This is a genomic window from uncultured Algoriphagus sp., from assembly GCF_963974365.1.
Classification (GTDB): Bacteria; Bacteroidota; Bacteroidia; order Cytophagales; family Cyclobacteriaceae; genus Algoriphagus.
This window is the reverse complement of the sequence record NZ_CAXBBX010000003.1, coordinates 138,435-155,575: the sequence shown is the minus strand read 5'-3', so window position 1 is coordinate 155,575 and position 17,141 is coordinate 138,435. Positions and strand designations below refer to the sequence as shown.

Genomic DNA, 17,141 nt, shown 5'->3' with positions numbered 1-17,141 from the left:
ATGCAAAATCAGGAAGCGCATTTCCTTGGAGTGGACGTGGGGGGAACTCACTTGAAAATTGGCCTTGTTGACAGAGAAGGCAATATTTTAGACTTTGTAAAGGAAGATACCACTTCATATCGTGACCATCCTGAAGGTTTTGGGCCTGCATTTATTGCAGGTTTGGGCAAGTATATCGAAAAGTATCCGCAAGTTAAGGAAGTAGGAATTGGCTTGCCTGGAATGATCTCGAAAGACAGAACTACTCCTTTGGAAATTCCAGCAATCCCAAGTTTAAATGGTTTTGACTTGAAGGGGAATTTGGAATCAAAATATCCGAAACATTCTTTTGCTTTAGAGAACGACGCTGCTGCTGCGGCTATCGGAGAGTTTTATTTTGGCAAAGATGATCCTCCTCAAAATTTCCTTTTTATCACTATGGGAACAGGGATAGGAAGTGCCTTGGTTCTAGATGGACAAGTGTTCAAAGGATCAAGAGGCAACGCCATGGAAATGGGCCATATGCTATCAAAAGGAGCAGCAAGACTTGAAACTCTTATAGGTAGACAAGGGATATTGAATATTATGGCTCGTCTGATCGATGCTTACCCTGAAAAAGCAGGCGTATTGGTGGGAGCAGAGCTAGGCACTCACCTTCTCGTGGATACTGCAAAGGCCGGAAACCCAGTCTCTATAATGGTTTTTGAAGAAGTAGCTCGAATACTTGGAGAAGCCATAGTATCCGCAATCAGGATTTTAGATGTTACGGATGTTTTCTTCGGTGGTGGGATTTCAGCAGGTCTGGAGTTTATGATGCCTACACTTGACCGAACGATCAAGCAATATTTAACGCAATATTACGGTAAGGATTTGGTCCTGAAAAAAGCCACTTTGGAAAACAATGCAGGAACTTTGGGAGCCGCTGCGCTTTGTTTTATGGGTTCAGGGTTGTAATAGTAACTTCCGAAACTTTACTTATAGCATTCAAGCGAAAAAGAACTCTTAGGGGTTCTTTTTCTATTTCTACCCCTTCACAGGCATTGCTTGGCTCAAGGAAGTAGAAGAAAAAAGTTTGGCTTTTGTCCACCAATTCCACTCGGTCAGGGCGTCCAAATGTCTTGATCAAAGCTTGATTGTCAACTCCTAGAAATGTGTTTTTGAGTCGCTCTAGCTCTTCTAAATCCTGCATTCTTAATCCCTTACATCCGTAATGGTCAGCTTTCCAGTTTTCCATATTCATGCTTCCTGTATCTCTTTTGGAGCTGCAAGAAAGAGATGCGGAAAGAATAAGGGCAGAGAAAAGTAAAAGAGATTTATTCATGTCTATAAGGAAATAGAAGGGATTTGAGATTTTAGCTGTTGATTTTTCCAGAGCCAAAAGAAGGACGTCAGCGTGTATGTACTTAGAACTACAATTAGAATCGGCAAAGGTAGGAGAGATTGAATTAGGAAAAAGACAACTCCCACAAAAGCTAAAATTCTTATCAGTTCTTGAGGCAAATACCAACCTCTCTTTTCAAAAACTCCCGAAAAGCTTACCGTCGTCCAAATGATGATAGCACTTACCAATACTTTCGGCATCCAAGTGAATGATTCGACTTTGAAGAGAAAGAAACCTGTCAGTAACAACACGAAGATATATTGAGTTAAAACATACCAGTTAAATGAGGGCGGGACAACGGTGTCAAATTTTTGATAATCTGATTCCACCTCTTTCGGGGCTCGGTAGCCACCTAAGTAATCGGGCAACCAACCTGGTTTATTGAAAAGATATTTCACTCGATCTGACCAGTAGGGAATCATTTTCAGCTCATCCTTCATAGTGGAATAATGAGCTACATTTACCCAAACAGGGTTCCAGCTTTTTACCGGAGTAGTGATGCCATAGGTAGGCTTTTCTTCTTCTTCTTGAAAAGTGCCAAACCATTTATCGAATATGATGAATGTACCCGCATGATTTTTATCAATATACTTTGGGTTTCTTCCATGATGGACCCGGTGGTGGGAAGGCGTATTCATGAATTTTTCCAAGAACCCCATTCTATCAATTGCTTCAGTGTGAATCCAGAATTGATACAATAGATTAATTCCAGATGCCAAAACCAACATCACCGGATCAAAACCTAAGAGAGCCAGTGGAAAGTAAAAGAAGAAAGTCCATATCGTTTGTGTGCTACTTTGACGAAGTGCAACGGAGAGATTGTACTCTTCACTGGAATGATGTACCACATGTCCTCCCCAGAAAAGATTGATCTCATGGCTCATCCTGTGGGCCCAATAATAGCAAAAGTCATAAAGGAAGAAGAGTAGGAGAAATGTCCAGATGTTATTGGGGATTTGAAAAAAGGCGAGATGCTGATAAATCAAGGTATAAATCCCGATTGAAAGGATTTTGATGAATACGCCAGTGACTTGTGAGATTACTCCACAATTGATATTTGTCACGGCATCATTGAGTCTATATCCGGGATGTTTTTGAAATCTAAGCGCAATCATTTCTATTGCCATCAAGATGAAATACATCGGGATCGCGATCACTACTGGACTGAGGTTCATTATTTTGGGTGTTTTTCTGAAGCTACTTGTCAAAGATAATGATAAAAGGAACATCGAGAAGTCGGTTTCTGTTTGCTCAAATCCTTTATATTAGCACATTCAATTCCCCTCAATTATGTATTACCGATTCGGAAAAGCCTTTTATTTCCTTAGTGTTACCCTCTTCATTTTCTTTTTGCTTTATTTCTACTCTGCGTTACCAGAAAATGTCAGCTATAATTACGATGAAAATGGATTATCGCCGGAAAAGCTAAGTAAGGGCACATTTTTCTATGGAATGATTGCCATATTTATTATTATGAATGTGTTTGTCCTGTTGCCTCCAAAACTGCTTGAAACCAAAAACCACAAAGGATTGATACGCATTTTTCCTATTGGTGATAAGTTTCGGGATTACTATTTGGCTTGGTTTTATTCCTTTGGTGGAATTCTAAATATGAGCTTAGCAATGTTGATATTTTATACCCATGCCATCAATAATCAGGAAGTAATAGCAGCAAGTCAATTTAATTTCTTTTTCTACCTCATTCCAGGCCTTTTTGTGCTATGGGTGTTAGGTTTGTTTGGTATTCTAGTAGGGAAATTCAATCAGGTTAAAAATAATTCTTGAGCAGAATAAGCATCAATTAAACTATGGCTGGAGAAGTAAAATACACAGAAGACAGTATAAAATCCCTGGATTGGAGGGAACATATCCGACTAAGACCGGGTATGTATATCGGTAAATTGGGAGACGGAAGCGCTCAGGATGATGGGATCTATGTATTGGTAAAAGAAGTTTTGGATAATTCCATCGATGAACACATGATGGGCTACGGAAGAACTATTGATGTCAAAATCTCTGACCATAAAGTGGAAGTCCGTGATTATGGCCGTGGGATTCCTCTTGGTAAAGTCATCGATTGTGTGTCCAAAATAAATACAGGTGGAAAATATGATTCTGGTGCCTTTCAAAAGTCAGTAGGACTTAATGGGGTGGGTACAAAAGCTGTGAACGCACTTTCCGATTTTTTCAAAGTACAGGCTTACCGCGAAGGCGAAACCAAAGTTGCTGAATTCGAAAAGGGAATTTTGGTCAATGATGCACCAATAATTAAGTCCTCAGATCGAAATGGTACCAAAGTGGTTTTTTCTCCTGATGGAGGGATTTTTAAAAACTATCATTTCATTCCTGAATACTTGGAAAACCAAATCTGGAATTATGCTTATCTAAATGCCGGTCTCACGATCAATTATAATGGTAAGAAGTACTTTTCAGATCGAGGACTTTTCGATCTTCTTTCTAATAAAATAGACGAGGAAAGCCAGCGCTATCCAATCATTCACCTGAAAGGGAATGACATAGAAATGGCACTCACGCACTCTAATCAGTATGGGGAGGAGTACTATTCCTTCGTAAATGGGCAATATACAACTCAAGGTGGAACTCACTTGGCAGCATTCAGAGAGGCGGTTGTAAAGACTGTAAGAGAATTCTTTAAGAAAGATTACGATGCTTCTGACATTCGCCAAAGTGTCGTAGCTGCAATTTCTATTCGAGTTCAGGAGCCTGTTTTCGAATCCCAGACTAAAACCAAACTAGGATCTCAATCGGTAGGACCAGATGGACCAACTGTGCGAACGTTTATCAACGATTTCTTAAAAACCGAACTGGATAATTACCTTCATAAAAATCCTGCTGTTGCGGATGCTCTTTTGAAGAGAATTTTACAGTCAGAGCGGGAGCGTAAGGAGATTTCCGGAATTAAAAAATTAGCAAATGAGCGTGCTAAAAAGGCCAATCTTCATAATAAAAAACTAAGGGATTGCCGAGTGCACTACGACGATCCTAAGGCAAATGATGATGTGAAGGCGAATACTATGCTTTTCCTTACGGAAGGTGACTCTGCTTCAGGATCTATTACCAAATCCCGTGATGTGCAGACTCAGGCAGTTTTTTCCCTGCGAGGAAAGCCTTTGAATTGTTTTGGGATGACTAAGAAAGTGGTGTATGAGAATGAGGAATTCAACCTTCTACAACATGCTTTGAATATAGAAGATGGAATTGAAAACCTTCGATATAGAAAGATTGTAATAGCAACAGATGCCGATGTCGATGGTATGCATATTCGCTTGCTGATCATGACTTATTTCTTGCAATTTTTCCCTGATTTGGTGAAAAATGGACATTTATTCATTTTGGAAACGCCGCTTTTCCGAGTGAGAAATAAGAAGGAAACCATCTATTGCTATACTGACGAAGAAAGACAACGCGCGATTCATAAACTTGGAAATAAGCCTGAAATCACCCGATTTAAAGGGTTGGGAGAGATTTCTCCAGAGGAATTTGGAGGTTTTATAGGTGAAGACATTCGCTTGGAACCAATCATTCTGAATAAGGAGACCAAGATTGTTGATTTGCTTACTTTCTACATGGGTAAAAACACCCCTAACCGCCAGAACTTCATTATCAAAAACTTAAAGATTGAGAAGGATTTGGCGCTTGAAGATCCTAAAAAAGCAGATGAGCCGGAAGAAGATAATGAAGCAGCTTAGCTAACAATTAGCTAAAGTGGGATCACAAGAAATGATTTTGATTTGAAGGGGTGTGAACCTTTCAACTTTGTAGATACTGTACGACAATATGAGTGAAGAAAACAATTTACCTACGAACGGAGATGAATCCCTGCACACTTCAGTCCCAGTGACTGGAATGTACAAGGAATGGTTTCTGGATTATGCATCTTATGTAATTCTAGAAAGAGCTGTTCCGGCTATCGAGGATGGATTGAAACCTGTGCAGAGAAGAATTTTGCACGCAATGAAGGAAATGGATGATGGTCGATTTAATAAAGTCGCTAATATCATCGGTCAATCCATGCAGTTTCACCCACACGGTGATGCTTCTATTGGAGATGCTATAGTCAACATGGGTCAAAAGGAATTGTTGATTGAAACTCAGGGAAACTGGGGTGATGTCCGAACAGGCGATCGAGCTGCAGCTGCCAGATATATTGAAGCTAGGCTATCGAAATTTGCACTGGAAGTATTGTTTAATGCCCAGACTACCGAGTGGCAACTTTCTTATGATGGCAGAAAGCGTGAACCAGTCACACTACCAGTTAAATTCCCACTTTTACTTGCACAAGGAGTAGAAGGAATCGCAGTAGGGCTTTCTACGAAGATCCTTCCTCACAATTTCTGTGAGTTAATTTTAGCTTCCATTGAGATTCTCAAAGGAAATAAAACAAACGTGCTTCCAGACTTTATCACAGGAGGGTTTGCGGATTTCTCAGAGTACAATGAAGGGCTTCGAGGTGGTAAAGTAAAAGTTAGAGCAAGAATTGAAGAGGAAGATAGTAAAACCTTATTAATTAAGGATATACCATTTGGTGTGACTACAGATTCTCTGATTGATTCTATCCTTAAAGCTAATGATAAGGGCAAGATAAAAATCAAGAAAGTAGTTGATAACACTGCTAAGGATGTAGAGATCGCGATTCAATTGGCACCTGGAGTTTCGCCTGATGTGACTATTGATGCCTTGTATGCATTCACAGATTGTGAAGTTTCTATATCGCCGAATGCTTGTGTGATCATCAAGGACACGCCTGTTTTCCTGACAGTAAATGAGATTCTTGAATATAATACCAAGCAAACCAGAGCGCTGCTCAAGCGCGAATTAGAAATCCGCAAAGGTGAATTGATGGAGAAGTTACTTTTCTCCTCACTCGAAAAAATATTCATTGAGAATAGAATCTACCGGGACATAGAAGAGTGTACAACTTGGGATGATGTCTTAAAAGCAATTGATCAAGGCTTAGATCCTTACAAACCTGATTTCTATAGGGAAATCACTACAGACGACTTGGTTCGATTGACGGAGATTAAGATCAAACGTATTTCCAAATTTGATACATTCAAGGCGGATGAGTTGATGAAAAGGCTTCAGGATGAGCTGAAAGAGGTAAATCACCACTTAAGACACCTGACAGACTATGCTATTGCTTACTACGAAAACCTATTGGCCAAATATGGTAAAGGGCGAGAGCGTAAAACTGAAATCAGGACTTTTGATGCCATTCAGGCAAATGTGGTTGCGGCAAGCAATGCAAAATTATATGTAAATCGTGCAGATGGATTTGTGGGCTACGGTCTTAAGAAGGACGAGTTCGTGTGTGATTGTTCTGATTTGGATGATATCATTGTCATTCGCAAAGACGGTGTGTGCATGGTGTCCAAGATCCAAGAGAAGAATTTCATGGGGAAAGACATTCTGCATGTAGCTGTATTTAGGAAAGGTGATGAGCGAATGGTGTACAATTTCATCTACCTAGATGGAGGTACTGGCCGCGCTATGGTGAAACGATTCCAAGTACTTGCCGTCACACGGGATAAAGAATACATGCTTACAAAGGGGTCAAAAGGCAGCAAAACCCTTTATTTGACAGCCAATGCAAATGGTGAGGCGGAGATTATAACCATCTATCTCACTCAGGGAGCCAAAGCCAGAGTAAAGGTGTTTGATTTCGATTTTGCTTCTATTGACATCAAAGGCAGAGGAGCCGGAGGGAATATTTTGACCAGACACCCGATTCGAAAGATTCAACTGAAGATGGAAGGTGTCTCTACTTTGGGAGGATTGAATATTTACTACGATCCAATTGTAGGAAGATTGAATACGGATGAACGTGGGAAATTAATAGGGAATTTCTTAGGTGATGATAGAATTCTGGTTTGTTACAAAAGTGGTGATTATGAACTTACCAGCTTCGAAACTACCAATCGCTATGATGCGCCAAACGTGATTCTTATTGAGAAATTTAATCCAGATAAGGTTCTGTCAGCCATATACTTTGATGGCGGAAGTAAAAGTTATTATATAAAGAGATTCCAGATTGAAACAACGACTCTGAATAAGAATTTCAATTTCATTTCTGATCACAAGAATTCATACCTGAAGCTGGTTTCTTCGGAAAAACAACCCCAGGTTCGCGTCACTTTGATTAAAGGCAAAGAAGAAGAAGTCATGGAATATGACTTGGATATGCTGATAGATATCAAAGGATGGAAAGCTTTAGGAAATAAATTGAGCACCTATGAGGTGAAAGACTTGAGCTTAATAGAGTCAGTGAAACCTGAAGCATCTAAAGAAACTGAATCAGAGGCTGAGGATGATGAATCAGACCAAGACGATGATTTGGAAGTAGGGTCTACTATTGATCTCTCAGTGAAAAAAGATGATGAGGAACAGTTGGGACTGTTTTAACTCCGCTATTTTTTGAATGGAAAAAAGCAACTTAGAATCTATAGACCAAGGTTGGTTGGATTATATCAGCCAATACATCACTGATAATAAGAAATCAGTGATGGAAAAAGTGCTTGCACAACGAACGCGGTTCATGACTGTTGTTTTGGAAGATATTTTTAAACCTCATAATGCAAGTGCTGTCTTGCGCACTTGTGATTGTTTTGGTATTCAGGACGTCCATGTCATCGAAAAGGTAAATGTCTATAAAGTCAATCCTTTTGTTACACGAGGAGCCTCCCAATGGATTGATTTGCACAAATATCACAATAAGGAAGGCTCAGCGGTGCAAGATTGTTTTTCCAATCTTAGAGATAAAGGCTATAAAATCTATGGAACTAGTCCATTACCTGGCTCTATTTCAATTCATGACTTAGAACCAGATGAGAAGATTGCCCTAGTTTTTGGTAATGAACATGATGGAATTAGTCCAGAGGTTCAGGAGAGTGTCGATGGTTTGGTGCACATACCAATGCTGGGTTTTACAGAGAGTTTCAATATCTCCGTAGCCGCTTCAATTTCTTTATATGAGTTGGTGAAAAAAGTAGAGAAGTACAACCATTCGGATTTTTACCTTACAGAAGAAGAGAAGCAGATTCTTCGGATGAAGTGGTATAGATCCGTGGTAAAAAGACCTGATATTCACGAGAAAGCCTATTTAAAGGCGAAAGAAGCTTAATTCTTCTTTTGAAAGATTGAGTTGATTTGCTCATTCAACGGTACTTTTTGAGACTTGTTTTTTGCCTTTTGGCGCTGCCGCTGCTTTTTTTTCTGCTCTTTACTTTTCACCAAAACCATCCGTGCAGAGATACCGACTTGTCCTCGGTAGAATTCTTCACGCCCAACTAGGTTGATGTTGGGTTTGTAATCAATAGAAATAGCCGTATTCAATACGGTGAGTTCCAATCCTCCAATCAAATCAACCCCAGCTGTAGTATTGCCGTAGGTGTGTAGAATTTGCATAGTCTCCGAGTCTTTTACGAAGCTTTCCTCAACCCCTAATGATGCACCTACTCCGTAGTAATAATTAAATCGCTTCGAAATAATAGGATGATGTTTCTCCATCAAAGCGGACAAGGTTGTATTAAGCTTAAAGTCTGACTGGAGTATCGCTTCAATTGTAAGCCTCTTTGTGATTCGCTGTTGTGCGGTTAATCCTACAGTTCTGAACTGATTGCTGTTACCAAACCTGAGTCCAACGGCTGTTCCATAGCGTTGAGCTTGGGCGATAGAAAGTGAGGAGAAGAAAATTAGGATCAGGAGGGTAAAGCGTGTTTTCATAGACTATTTCAAAAGAAATGACCCTTATTCAATAACTATTCCAACCTTTAAGTATTATAGGAAAAGCAAAAAAATGCCCCCAAAAGCTTGATGCTAATGAGGGCATTTGCAGGTATGAAAATGCTGAATTAAGATTCAGAAACTACGATCTTTTCGATTTTGTCTCCAGCTTTGATCTCATCTATGATATCCAAGCCTTCCACTACTTTACCAAAACAAGTGTGATTTCTGTCCAAATGAGCAGTATTATCACGGCTATGACAGATGAAAAACTGAGATCCTCCGGTATTTCTACCTGCATGAGCCATAGAAAGTACCCCACGATCATGGTATTGATTTTCTCCGTCTAGTTCACATTTGATGTGGTATCCAGGGCCACCGGTACCATTTCCTTTAGGACAGCCACCTTGAATCACAAAATTTGGTATTACTCTGTGGAAAGTTAATCCATCATAAAATCCTTTGTTAGCAAGGTCAATGAAATTTTGAACCGCTATTGGAGCGTCTTTATCATAAAACTCCACTTTCATTGTGCCTTTTTCAGTAATCAATTCAGCTGTCTTCATTTTATCAGGTTTTCGTTAAGTTCCTATCAGGAGTCTATCTTTTAAGCTGGGCAAAAATATAATATTTACATTATATTTTGTCACAAAATCTATACACCAAAACATTTTGATCTCTATTCAACACTACATTTTAAAGTTGACTGGAGGTTTTATAATTTTAACTCCTTGTTAATCAAAGGTTAATTCGACATTTCAGCATGATTAATAACCTTCTACTATACTTATTTTTTATTCACAGATTGGAGCTCCAATCATAATATCCGCTGAAGCATAGTCTTTAAACTTTTCAAAATTCTCCTTAAAAGCTGTCGCTAGTTGTTTGGCTTGTAGATCATACGCGATAGGATCGGACCAAGTTAGCCTAGGATTAAGTAGATGAGAAGGTACATTTGGACATTCTTGCGGTATATCAAAACCGAAGACCTGATGCTTTTTGTAATGAACTTGCTCTAATTTCCCTTCCAATGCCGCCGATATCATGGCGCGTGTGTAAGCTAATTTCATTCGCGAGCCAACTGCATATGGTCCACCGGTCCAACCGGTATTGATCAGCCAAACATTCGTCTCATATTTCTCGATTTTTTCACCAAATAAAGTAGCATACTTAGTTGGATGAAGTGGAAGGAATGCAGCACCGAAACAAGCTGAAAATGTCAGTTTGGGTTCAGTGATGCCCATTTCTGTGCCGGCAACTTTGGCCGTATAGCCAGAAATGAAATGATACATAGCCTGACTTTTATTCAGTTTGGATATGGGAGGGATCACGCCAAATGCATCAGCTGTCAAGAAAAATATGTTTTTGGGAATGCCACCTTTTGAGGGATTCACTGCATTAGGAATAAAATCAATAGGGTAGGCGGTTCTGGTGTTTTCAGTTACAGAGCTATCTGCAAAATCCACCTCTCTAGAATTACCTTTAAATCTCGTATTTTCTACTATCGCTCCAAATCTAATTGCATCCCAGATTTCAGGTTCTTTTTCTCGAGTTAGATCTATGACCTTTGCATAGCAACCACCTTCGAAGTTGAATATGCCATCTTCCGTCCAGCCATGTTCATCATCACCAATTAAACTCCTATTTGGATCTGCAGAAAGCGTAGTTTTGCCTGTGCCTGATAGCCCGAAGAAAATAGCTGTATCACCATTAGAACCCACATTTGCGGAGCAGTGCATAGAAAGAATATGCTTGTCGTGGGGAAGTATGAAGTTTAGAATAGAGAAAATTCCTTTTTTCATTTCTCCAGCATACCCAGTACCTCCGATCAAAATGATGCGTTCTGTTAAATTTAGAATAGCAAAATTTGAACTTTTGGTACCATCAGTGTGAGGATTGGCTTCGAATTCTGGCGCGCAAATGATGGTGAAGTCATGCTCGAAGTTCATTAATTCATCCTCAGAAGGCCTGAGGAACATATTGTGGCAGAATAGATTGTGCCATGCTTTGGTGTTAATTACCTTCAATTTGAGTCGATGGTTTTCATCAGCTCCGGCATAAGCATCTCTGACGAAAAGCTCCTTGTCCGCAAGAAATGCTTTCATTTTTTCTAAAAGCAAAGTGAATTTCTCGGAATCAAAAGGGATGTTAATGTCTCCCCACCAGACTGAATCTCTGGTCTTATCATCTAGGACAATGTAGCGGTCCTTTGGTGATCTACCAGTGAATTTGCCGGTATCGGCCATTAAAGCGCCTGTGGATGTGAGGTTTCCCTCATTTCGCGCTAAAGCAAATTCCACCAGTTTCGCTGGTGGAAGATTGAAATGAACTTTTCTGAAAGCAGTAGGGCTCAGAAAAGCCAGGTGAGAAGTCTGGGTTGCCAGATCTAGTTCCTGCATAAATATTTGGGTTTACAATCTGAAAATTGTCTGTACAAAACTACTGAATTACAGGTTATAAAAAACAATAAAAAGTGCTTTATTTTTAAATACAATCGGTTGCATTGAAAAAACAGATGTTTATTTTGTTAGATTTTCAAGGCGTTGGTCATGGTATGTTATAGCTCTTTTCCAATTGTGTAAAATTTAAGCAGCGGGCTATAATTCAGCGGCTTTAACTTTGGAAACAAGCCCTAAAAAGGTTTATCATTGTAAAATTGAATTCACCCAAATAAAACTATCCTTGAAAAAACAACTTACTCCAGAATTTGACGGCCCTACTATTTTTGGCCATCCCAAAGGCTTAATGACGCTCTTCTTTACAGAAATGTGGGAGCGCTTTAGCTATTACGGAATGAGAGCTTTGCTCATACTTTTCATGACAATGGCTATAGCAGAAGGTGGCTTAGGCTTTGATGATCAGACTTCCGGAGCAATTTATGGTCTGTATACCATGGGGGTTTATTTGTTGGCTTTGCCAGGCGGATGGCTTGCAGATAGGCTTTTTGGTCTGAAAAAATCCGTTTGGTATGGAGGGATAATCATTGCAATAGGTCACTTTACAATGGCTCTTCCTGGTATCATGGCTTTGATCACTGGTGATCATTCGATCAAGCCTGAGCTAAGTGCTTTGGATACGACATCTTTCTTTTTGGGATTGATTCTAATCGTTTTAGGAACTGGCCTTTTGAAGCCAAATATTAGCTCAATCGTGGGGCAACTCTATCCAAAAGGAAGCTCTAAACGTGACGCCGGTTTCTCTATTTTCTATATGGGTATTAATATCGGAGGTTTTATTGCTCCTATTGCCTGCGGTACCCTAGCCACTTATGATATGCATTTGGGCTTTGGTCTTGCTGGTTTGGGGATGGTATTTGGTCTAATCCAATATAGGCTATCAGGTAGACTTCTAGCAGGACTTGGCGATCCACCGGTAGTGGTTTCTCCGGAAGAAATTTCAAATCAGAAAAAGCTAAAATCTATCGTTACCTATGTAGGTTTTGGTTTAGTAGCAGTTATTGGAATTTTATTGATGGGTTTAGTTCCTGTAGATGCTTCTGCTATTGCAGGAGCTTCAGGAACAGTCATTGCAATTGTTGCTTTCAGTTATTTAGGCTATGTGATTGTATTCGGTGGATTAAATAAAGCTGATAAAAACAAAGTAGGAGTCATTGCGATTTTATTCTTATTCTCTGCTATGTTCTGGTCAGGTTTTGAGCAAGCAGGATCTACTTTGAATTTGTTTGCTGAGCGATTTACTGACAGAACAATTATGGGCTGGAAAATTCCAACCAGCTATTTCCAGTCTGTAAATTCTCTATTCATCATCATTTTTGCCCCTATTTTTGGAGCACTTTGGGTGTGGTTGGGAAGAAGAAACCTGGAGCCAAGTTCTCCAATGAAATTTACCTTTGGCCTTGTGTTTTTAGGAATTGGTTTTTTTGTCATGTATTTCGCTACTAAAATTGCTGCTTCAGGTGATCTAGCTGCGCCAACTTGGCTTTTGCTTACCTATATGCTCCACACATTTGGCGAGCTGAGCTTGTCACCTGTGGGATTGAGTTTGGTAACCAAACTGGCACCACAAGGATATGGTGGTCAAATGATGGGTATTTGGTTTTTGTCGATTGCACTGGGAAATCTGTTTGCAGGTCTAATTGCAGGTGAAGCTAGTGGTGGTACCGAAGAAGCTTTAGCACAAATGCCTGATCAGTACTTGCTTATCGTATATACAGTAATAGGTTCTGCTGCGCTTCTATTCATCCTGAGACCTATGATTAGAAAAATGATGGGAGAGGTACATTAAGTAATTCTTTCAAAAGGTGTAAAAGCAAAAGAGGCTGTCAATTATGATAGCCTCTTTTGCTTTTAGAGCTTGTTAGATTTACTCCTTACTCTCTTTTTCACTCACCCAAATCTTGATCTGATTCAACATTGTATCAAGCTTTTCACGGGTGTAAACTTTTCCATCCTTGATTACATCCTGAATGCTTAAAGTAGCAGAAATATCTTCCAGCGGGTTCTTATTCAATAAAATCAGGTTTGCCTTCTTTCCAGCTTCTACGGTTTCATAGTCGGTTATTCCAAAGTAACCTGGACCATTGATAACTGAGGCGACTAATGCTTCCTGAGGAGTCAGTCCAAACTCCACGAACTTTTGTAATTCTAGATGAATGGCTAGCCCTGGAAAATCATAGGTATTCAAATATCCGGCGTCTGTGCCGGCAATGATTTTCATCCCAGATTTTTGGATCATTGGTAGGAGGGATGAGACTTTCTTGAAATTTTCTTTTCTAGATTGGGTAACTTCAGGAGATTCCCCGGCCATTTTTTCAATTCTCCACTGATAACTTTCTTTCAGTTTTGGTCCCAAATAATTGAGAATAGTATCACTGGTAAAATCATTTTCATCCAAATAGGCGATATTATAACTGATCAAAATAGTAGGGACAACACCTGTTCCTTGCTTTGCAAGTTGCTGGAAATTGGCAAAGGCAACGGAATCGCTATATGTATCTGCTTGAAGTGCTGCTGCTTCCGATCCTGAAAGTTTTCCACTTGCCCTGCCGTTGGATATTTCGGCTTCCAAAGGCGTAGTAGCCCTCATCATATAGGACAAATGTTCGACGGTTTTTTGCCCAGCCTTGGAAACCTGACCCAGTGTCAATGCTGCTGGAATATGCCCGGAAACGCTATATCCTCTAGCTGTAGCCTTTTCTACCGCTTTTAGAAAAAGTGCTGGTTTTAGTGTGTTGTCTGTGATTTTGACAAAGTCAATATTCAATTTATCCAGAGAGTCAAGCGCGGCATCAAGTTCTTCTTCAGTCCCTACTTCCAGATCACCTGGCCAAATAGATTCAATCCCTTCCAGCTTAGGTCCCGAAGTCAGGATTTTAGGTCCAATTCGCTGACCATTATTGATCTCATCGCGCCATTTAAGTACTTCCAAACTTATGTCTCCAGCAGCATCACGAACAGTGGTCACCCCAAATGCCAGGTACAGAGGTAAGAGCTGTTCATTTTCGTCTATGTATTCAGCTCCGCCAAAATGCACATGGTTGTCCCATAATCCTGGCATAAGAAATCTCCCTGCTGCATCGACATCTTCAAGTGCACTATATTTCTCCATAAGTGACTCATCACCAACCTCAACAATACTGTCAGCTGCTATAAAAACAAAGCGGTTCTCAATTTGAGAACCTGCTTCGATATTTAATATGGTTGCGTTCTTGATGACAAGATCGACGTTCGTTTTTGATTGGCATCCTGAAATGATCAGTCCAGCCAATAGAAGATTTCCTATTTTCATGTTCAGAAAAGGCTTCCTTGGACAGTTGTCTTTTTCGTTGCTTGGATTGTGCCTTTGAGCATTTCCTGCATCAATCGCAGAAATCCAGGCTCCCAATTCCCAGAATGAATTTTAAGGTCTTTGCCTTCATATTCTATGGGACCAAGCATTTTTTCATAGCCTATAATCATGCTCCAAACTGTGTAGAAGGTGATTTCAGGCTGTAATTCTGCACGAATACTACCGTCTTTGATACCTTGGCTCACCATCATGATTCCGATTTTGGCTGGCTCATGATGAATTTCCAAAAGCTTTTGAAAGTGTGAAGATTCCAGTGTTTTGGGATCAATCAGCTTACGGGTTTCTGGATTATTGTACTTCTTCAGAAGATCCAGGAAATTAAGAATGGCATCGTAATAGACCTGATTTGCTTTCGCAAAGACAACGATTTTCACCAAAAGTTCACTTAGCATTTCCAAGCCAGACTTTCCTTTGGATCGGTATACATCCCGGAATTCATCCTTGAATTGGTCAAAGGCTTTTTTAGTCAGCGCCATAAAAAGATCCTCTTTGTTCTTGTAATAGAAATAGGTGAGGCCTTTACTTATTCCAGCTGTTTTAGCTACATCTTCCATTCGAGTAGCCAAATAGCCTTTGGAAGTGAAAAGTGAAACTGCCGAATCTAAAATGAGTTTTTCTTTATTTTTATCTCCTGCCATGGGGTATATTCATTTTCTAAAAATCGAATTCAAAGATATTAAACTTGGGTCAAAAAATGGATTTTAATTCTTTATAATTTAGAATAATCTCATAAAAAAAGGCTTTAGGATAATCCTAAGGCCTTTTCTATAGTGATTATCATAGACTTACTTCACTTCTACGATGTAATAATTTTTCTTACCTTTTTGTACCAAAAGGTATTTGTTTTGAAGAAGAGTCAAATTTATGTCAGCATTTGGATCAGAGAGTTTTTCTTTGTTGATACTAACTCCCCCACCTTGAATCATCTTTCGGGCTTCACCTTTGGAGGCGAAAACAACTCCTTGAGTAATTTCTCCGAAAAGATCTAAAATCGACGTTAATTCTGAATAGTCAGATTTGCTAACCTGAACTTGTGGCACTCCATCAAATACTTGCAAGAAAGTACGTTCATTCAAAGCTGCTAAGTCATCAGTTGAAGATTTACCGAAGAGGATATCAGAAGCTTTCACTGCCATTTCTAATTCAGATTCGCCGTGAACCATCGTGGTGATTTGCTTAGCGATCTCCTTTTGTAATACACGGAGGTGAGGAGCTTCCGCATGCTCAGCTTCAAGTTTTACAATGGTTTCCTGATCCAAAATGGTGAAAATCCTGATGTATTTGGAAGCGTCTGCATCAGATACATTTAGCCAAAACTGATAGAATGCATAAGGAGAAGTTTTCTCTGGATCCAGCCAAACAGAACCACCCTCCGTTTTACCGAATTTCGATCCGTCAGCTTTGGTGATCAAAGGAACAGTCAGCGCATAGGCAGATCCTCCGCCCATTCTTCTGATCAATTCTGTACCTGTTACGATATTTCCCCATTGGTCAGAACCACCTAGTTGAATAGAGCAATTTTCATTTTTCCACAAATGATAAAAATCGTATCCCTGAATCAGCTGATAGGTGAATTCGGTAAAAGAAAGTCCATTTCCATCTTCCAGACGTCTTTTAACAGAGTCTTTGGACATCATGTAGTTCACTGTGATGTGCTTGCCGATATCCCTGATAAAGTCCAAAAAGCTAAATTTGGACATCCAATCGTAGTTATTGACCAGCTCGGCTTTATTTGAAGTAGCACCAGCAAAATCAAGAAATTTGGCTAATTGATCCTGAATACAAGAGATATTGTGATCCAGAGTGGCTTTGTCTAAAAGATTACGTTCTGCCGACTTGAAAGAAGGATCACCAATCATCCCAGTTGCACCTCCAACCAAAGCAAATGGCTTGTGCCCAGCTCGCTGGAAGTGTAGTAGGGTCATCACTCCGACCAGGTGACCAATATGTAGAGAATCTGCCGTCGGATCAAATCCTAGATAGGCAGAAGTCATTCCTTTAGTAAGGTGTTCTTCAATATCGGGAGTCATGTCCTGGAGCATGCCTCTCCAGCGTAATTCTTCTATGAATGAATTCATCTAATGAGTTGATTTTTCGAGGTGCAAATATAGTCTTGTCAGCCTAAGGAATGAAGCAAACCTGTAATCCTTTGAAGTATTTTTAATGCCTATAGCCGGGAAAAGTACCGATCAAAAAATGTCCTCAAATAAAATTTGCGATTTTGATTACT

14 protein-coding genes are annotated in these 17,141 nt (G+C 39.8%); 6 read left to right on the top strand and 8 right to left on the bottom strand.

The window, feature by feature from the left end; all coding sequences use genetic code 11:
* Positions 1 to 933 carry an ROK family protein gene (locus tag AACZ87_RS05220; protein ID WP_339865534.1) on the top strand — a complete coding sequence of 311 codons (933 nt, stop codon included), beginning with the start codon at positions 1 to 3 and terminating at the stop codon, positions 931 to 933.
* On the opposite strand, the gene AACZ87_RS05215 is transcribed toward AACZ87_RS05220, so the two are convergent.
* Both AACZ87_RS05215 and AACZ87_RS05210 read right to left on the bottom strand, forming a co-directional pair.
* The gene (locus tag AACZ87_RS05215; RefSeq protein WP_283411029.1) at positions 914 to 1,300 is read right to left on the bottom strand and encodes a hypothetical protein; all 387 of its coding nucleotides are present in this window, start codon (positions 1,298 to 1,300) and stop codon (positions 914 to 916) included. The genes AACZ87_RS05220 and AACZ87_RS05215 overlap by 20 nt on opposite strands.
* A 2-nt stretch (positions 1,301 to 1,302) precedes the next feature.
* On the bottom strand, positions 1,303 to 2,535 hold the full coding sequence (locus tag AACZ87_RS05210; protein ID WP_283411028.1) for a sterol desaturase family protein: 1,233 nt from the start codon (positions 2,533 to 2,535) through the stop codon (positions 1,303 to 1,305).
* 115 nt (positions 2,536 to 2,650) lie between these two features.
* On the opposite strand from AACZ87_RS05210, the gene AACZ87_RS05205 reads away from it, so the two are divergent.
* The 4 genes from AACZ87_RS05205 (at position 2,651) to AACZ87_RS05190 (ending at position 8,501) form a co-directional block, all read left to right on the top strand.
* Positions 2,651 to 3,145 carry a DNA topoisomerase IV gene (locus tag AACZ87_RS05205; RefSeq protein WP_283411027.1) on the top strand — a complete coding sequence of 165 codons (495 nt, stop codon included), beginning with the start codon at positions 2,651 to 2,653 and terminating at the stop codon, positions 3,143 to 3,145.
* Positions 3,146 to 3,168: 23 nt separating this feature from the next.
* Positions 3,169 to 5,070 (top strand): DNA topoisomerase IV subunit B, encoded by a 1,902-nt coding sequence (locus tag AACZ87_RS05200; protein WP_283411026.1) that lies wholly within the window; start codon positions 3,169 to 3,171, stop codon positions 5,068 to 5,070.
* A gap of 88 nt (positions 5,071 to 5,158) precedes the next feature.
* Positions 5,159 to 7,783: a DNA gyrase/topoisomerase IV subunit A gene (locus AACZ87_RS05195; protein WP_339865532.1), complete on the top strand. Its 2,625-nt coding sequence runs from the start codon at positions 5,159 to 5,161 to the stop codon at positions 7,781 to 7,783.
* Positions 7,784 to 7,799: 16 nt separating this feature from the next.
* Positions 7,800 to 8,501 (top strand): RNA methyltransferase, encoded by a 702-nt coding sequence (locus AACZ87_RS05190; protein ID WP_339865531.1) that lies wholly within the window; start codon positions 7,800 to 7,802, stop codon positions 8,499 to 8,501.
* Here AACZ87_RS05190 and AACZ87_RS05185 read toward each other — a convergent pair.
* The 3 genes from AACZ87_RS05185 to pckA form a co-directional block, all read right to left on the bottom strand.
* Entirely contained in the window at positions 8,498 to 9,103 is a 606-nt protein-coding gene (locus tag AACZ87_RS05185; protein WP_339865530.1) for a hypothetical protein, read from the bottom strand. The two genes, AACZ87_RS05190 and AACZ87_RS05185, sit on opposite strands and share 4 nt — an antisense overlap.
* A gap of 128 nt (positions 9,104 to 9,231) precedes the next feature.
* Positions 9,232 to 9,669 carry a peptidylprolyl isomerase gene (locus tag AACZ87_RS05180; protein WP_339865529.1) on the bottom strand — a complete coding sequence of 146 codons (438 nt, stop codon included), beginning with the start codon at positions 9,667 to 9,669 and terminating at the stop codon, positions 9,232 to 9,234.
* 228 nt (positions 9,670 to 9,897) lie between these two features.
* A complete protein-coding gene (gene pckA / locus AACZ87_RS05175) occupies positions 9,898 to 11,502 on the bottom strand; it encodes a phosphoenolpyruvate carboxykinase (ATP) (protein ID WP_339865527.1) in 1,605 nt (534 codons plus the stop codon).
* A 283-nt stretch (positions 11,503 to 11,785) separates the two neighbouring features.
* Here pckA and AACZ87_RS05170 point away from each other — a divergent pair, with 283 nt between their 5' ends.
* Positions 11,786 to 13,348: a peptide MFS transporter gene (locus AACZ87_RS05170; RefSeq protein WP_339865525.1), complete on the top strand. Its 1,563-nt coding sequence runs from the start codon at positions 11,786 to 11,788 to the stop codon at positions 13,346 to 13,348.
* A 78-nt stretch (positions 13,349 to 13,426) separates the two neighbouring features.
* On the opposite strand, the gene AACZ87_RS05165 is transcribed toward AACZ87_RS05170, so the two are convergent.
* The 3 genes from AACZ87_RS05165 to tyrS form a co-directional block, all read right to left on the bottom strand.
* On the bottom strand, positions 13,427 to 14,851 hold the full coding sequence (locus AACZ87_RS05165) for an amidohydrolase family protein (RefSeq protein ID WP_339865524.1): 1,425 nt from the start codon (positions 14,849 to 14,851) through the stop codon (positions 13,427 to 13,429).
* A 2-nt stretch (positions 14,852 to 14,853) separates the two neighbouring features.
* Complete coding sequence (locus AACZ87_RS05160) at positions 14,854 to 15,549, bottom strand: TetR/AcrR family transcriptional regulator (RefSeq protein ID WP_339865523.1); 696 nt, start codon at positions 15,547 to 15,549, stop codon at positions 14,854 to 14,856.
* A gap of 147 nt (positions 15,550 to 15,696) precedes the next feature.
* Positions 15,697 to 16,989, bottom strand: coding sequence for a tyrosine--tRNA ligase (tyrS, locus tag AACZ87_RS05155; RefSeq protein WP_339865521.1), 1,293 nt, complete (start codon positions 16,987 to 16,989; stop codon positions 15,697 to 15,699).
* Between the last annotated feature and the right edge of the window lie 152 nt (positions 16,990 to 17,141).